This is a genomic window from Pseudomonas brassicacearum (assembly GCF_003732225.1).
Lineage (GTDB): Bacteria > Pseudomonadota > Gammaproteobacteria > Pseudomonadales > Pseudomonadaceae > Aquipseudomonas > Aquipseudomonas brassicacearum_E.
Window position 1 is genome coordinate 1 of record NZ_MOBJ01000032.1, and the last position, 760, is coordinate 760.

The 760-nt window shown below is 53.3% G+C and carries 1 protein-coding gene and 1 pseudogene; both read left to right on the forward strand.

Annotated elements, in window-relative coordinates:
* Positions 1–37: 37 nt before the first annotated feature.
* Positions 38–238: pseudogene (locus BK659_RS28410) on the forward strand (hypothetical protein); the annotation flags it as partial.
* A 48-nt stretch (positions 239–286) separates the two neighbouring features.
* On the forward strand, positions 287–760 hold a 474-nt coding region (locus BK659_RS24505; protein ID WP_259740308.1), incomplete at its 3' end, for a hypothetical protein.

The following is a 760-nucleotide window of genomic DNA, read 5'->3' on the forward strand; positions in this document are numbered from 1 at the left end:
ATACATGCGCGTTCACCGGACAATCGGCTCTACGCGCATGGACATCAAAATCGCCCATGCGCGTATTGAGAACAAAATTGTCAATATCCTCGAGCCGCTGGCGACCCTTGCCTGGACGCTGGGCTTCGATTACCACCACGGTCTGCTGGAGAAAATGTGGAAAGAGATCCTCAAAAACCACGCTCACGACAGCATCGGTTGCTGCTGCAGCGACAAAGTGCATCGTGAGATTGTCTCCCGCTTCGAACTGGCCGAAGACATGGCAGACAACCTGGTGCGTTTCTATATGCGCAAGATTGTCGACAACATGCCGCAAAGCGATGCCGATAAGCTGGTGATGTTCAACCTGATGCCCTGGCCGCGTGAAGAGGTGATGAACACCACCATCCGACTGCGTGCCAGCCAGTTCCGTTTGCGGGATGATAAAGGTAACGAGATCCCGTATTTCATTCGCAGCGCACGCGAACTCGACCCCGGTCTCATCGACCGACAGATTGTCCATTACGGCAATTACGAACCGTTTATGGAGTTTGATATTCAGCTCAGCCAGATACTGCCGTCGATGGGGTACCGTACGTTGTTTATCGAACCGAACGTGGCCGGGAAGCAGCGCCCAGCGGTGAAAAACACAGAATCCTTCCTTGAAAATGCGTTCTGGCAGGTTGATTTCAATGAAGACGGCACGCTGCGCCTGCGTGACAAAGAAACCGGGCTGATTTATGACCGCGTACTGGAAATCGAAGAGAGCTCGGATGATGGC